This is a genomic window from Aureibaculum koreense, from assembly GCF_034296135.1.
Taxonomy (GTDB): domain Bacteria; phylum Bacteroidota; class Bacteroidia; order Flavobacteriales; family Flavobacteriaceae; genus Aureibaculum.
This window is the reverse complement of sequence record NZ_JAXKVV010000043.1, coordinates 1-2,842: the sequence shown is the minus strand read 5'-3', so window position 1 is coordinate 2,842 and position 2,842 is coordinate 1. Positions and strand designations below refer to the sequence as shown.

Annotated in this window: 4 protein-coding genes; all 4 read right to left on the bottom strand. The window is 36.2% G+C overall.

The features are described 5' to 3' along the window. A partial coding sequence (gene traM, locus UMM65_RS17515) for a conjugative transposon protein TraM (protein WP_321978458.1) occupies positions 1–803 on the bottom strand: 803 nt, incomplete at its 3' end. Between the two features lie 36 nt (positions 804–839). Further along, complete coding sequence (locus tag UMM65_RS17510; RefSeq protein ID WP_321978457.1) at positions 840–1,448, bottom strand: conjugal transfer protein TraK; 609 nt, start codon at positions 1,446–1,448, stop codon at positions 840–842. A gap of 56 nt (positions 1,449–1,504) precedes the next feature. Then, entirely contained in the window at positions 1,505–2,344 is an 840-nt protein-coding gene (locus tag UMM65_RS17505; RefSeq protein ID WP_321978455.1) for a hypothetical protein, read from the bottom strand. Between the two features lie 3 nt (positions 2,345–2,347). Further along, positions 2,348–2,842, bottom strand: a 495-nt coding sequence (locus tag UMM65_RS17500; protein WP_321978453.1) for a conjugal transfer protein, incomplete at its 5' end; no start/stop codon positions are given.

The window sequence follows — 2,842 nt, the reverse complement described above, 5'->3', positions numbered from 1 at the left end:
ATTTCCCCAGCGACTTCTTTGGCGATTTCTCCCCTAAAACTGTTTTCTACATAAATGCCTTCACTACCATCCTGATAGTCATAGGCCTTTAATTTAGTGGGCATATGGTCGACATTTTCGATTTCTATCATGGCTCTGTTGGGTTGGAATTTTATAAAACCATAGATAAGTGAGTTTCTGGGAACCAATTTTCCATTAATTGTGGCATCTTTTGTCAACCGCATCCGCAATCGGTAATTCTTTTTGACGACTTGATTGCCATCCACTTCTACATAAATGGCTTCGTCCGTTTTGGACTTCTTTTTTGTGTTCTCGTTTTGTAATGGATTGGAAGCAAAAAATTGCTCGTGCTCCACACCCATTCTTTTTGCCGAAAGGAATTTTTCTTGAATTAACTTCAAGGAATCTTTGGAAGTATTAACAGGTTGGTTATTGGTTTTTGGTTGAGATCCTTTATTGCTGTTTTGGGAATAGTGTAATTGTCCGTTACGGTAAATACTGTCTATGATGCGTTGCTTGTCCTTATCTATAAAATTAGGGTCATACGTACCTGTGGAATCCAACAAGCGTTCGTCATAAATACTTGGGGCATTGGTCTGTCTCACCTCTTTTAAGTCATTGAGGGCATCCAACTTTGATTTGTATTCCTTTTGTTCATCTTTGAGTTCTGGTAAAGGAGCTTCATTATTTTCGATAACGGCTTCTTCATCTTTTTTAAATAAAGTAAAGGAATAAGCTATTATGTATAGTAGAATGCAAACCAGAATCAAAATGAAAACAATTTTCTTTTTATTAAACTTCATAATTTTTAATTTTATTTCAGGATTATGGCTTCGATTTTACTCTTGGATTTTCTTCAACGTTTTTTCAAAAAAGTTCGTGATTAATAACCCGTGTGTATTGTTCGGAAAATTTCTTTCTACATGGATTAAACCTCCGGTGGTCGTCAATTCATACCTGTCAATTACTGTCCCCCGATTGATTTCAAATAAAACCGTACATTCAAACCGGTAGGGCTCTTTTTCTAAATTCACCTTCGATTCAATATGGATTACCTTTTGTACCAAGGAATATTGCAACAATCGGTTATAGACACCATCGGATTTTTTCTGTCTATAGATAGCATCTACGGTACTGTCTCCCAACCAGATTGCTTTTGCCAAATTCTTTTCATAATTACTGGCATCTATATTATAGAAATAGGTATGAAACAACTCTAAATGGGATTTGGCTTCTACTTCCAGATTTTCTTTTTGTGAAACCAATTCCAACGGAATCACATGGCCATCGGTATTGACCATAAAAGCATTGTTTATGGATTGTTTATACACATGCACTACCATAAATACGGAGACAATAGCTATAAGTGCCGCTCCTATGACCACCGATAAGACAATAAATCGATTTTGTTTTAAAAGGGTATAAATATTTTTATAAGGTGTTTTCATTTTGTATTTGATTATTTTTATTATTCAAGGTCCTTTGTTCAATCATCAAATGTGCCTTAGGCACTGAATAGTTTTAGCGTAAATGTTGTCGCCCTACGATAGAGTTTGAACTTTAACAACACGATAAATCCTATCGAACCAAATTCAATCAAGGGTGCGAAATACTGTTCTCCCCAATCCGTTCCAAAGAGATTATTCCAAAAATTCGTGTTGATTTCCGTATAGATGTTATTGATAAATATATTGACCAAGAAAAAAGCGGGAACGAGCATATATACCCCAGCATAGAGTTTAAAGAAATTATAGGCCAATTCCCTGAATTTTTCAAAAACCGCCAAGCTGATGACCAAAGGGAAAAAGGCTTGCATAATTCCCAACAGAAAAAAACGTTCTGCCAAAAACAAGGGATAGATAAACAAATCCAATAGCCACAAGAATACGGCAATGATAAAGGACAATATCCGTAGGCCAAAGAATGGGGTTACCAATGCCTCGTACAATAATGCCATGGCTTTCTTGGCGGCATCTATTATCCCAACCTCCGTTTCTATATCAATATCCTGGAGTTGCAAGGGCAATAAAGCTGGGGCGGTATCGGCATATTGACTTTCTACATTCACTAAGATACTATCAAAAACACCTAACAGTTGCGTAGAGAAAATCACCAAGATGACGATGGCTAAATTCTTTGCTAACTCAGCGGGGGTCAGTCCCCAGGTATAACCTTCTTTTGTGGCAACTCCCTCATTGTATTTCTTAAGGATATTGACCAAAAAGAAGAGTACTGCCAAGGTTTTCATTCCAGCAATGGTATATTGGGAAAAATCACTGTTTTTAATCGTGGTAAAAACAGCATCTATATATTCCAGTCCTATGCTTAACGTGATTATCGACATGTTTTAATATTTTGCTTCCCTATTATTAATTTTGTCCTGCATTTCCCGAAAAGCGATAATTTCACGATAGATTCTCGTTTTTTGATTGATCTCAGCTACCATTTCATTGGATTGTGTTTCTTTGGCTTTAATCATTTCCAGACGTTCCGAATCGGTCATTTTCAAATTATCACTTGATAATATTTCACTGATAAATTGGACATCCTTAATGGCGTTATCGATAATGGCATTAAAGGAATGGGTAATCCGTTCGATTTCTTCGGGCTTGATAAAAGGGGAATCTAAAATGGCCCTTAAATCATCTTTTACAACATTGAATAAGCGTTCATTATTTTTTGCCAATTCTTTTACGGCCTTTAGCTGTTTGATGACATCACTTACCTTTTCAATGCGTTCCTTTTGTTCCTTAAGAAAATTTACCGTTTTTATCAATTTGTCAGTTTGTTTTCCAGCCTCGGTCAACGCTTTTCCCAACTGGACATAATTGGTATGGTCATA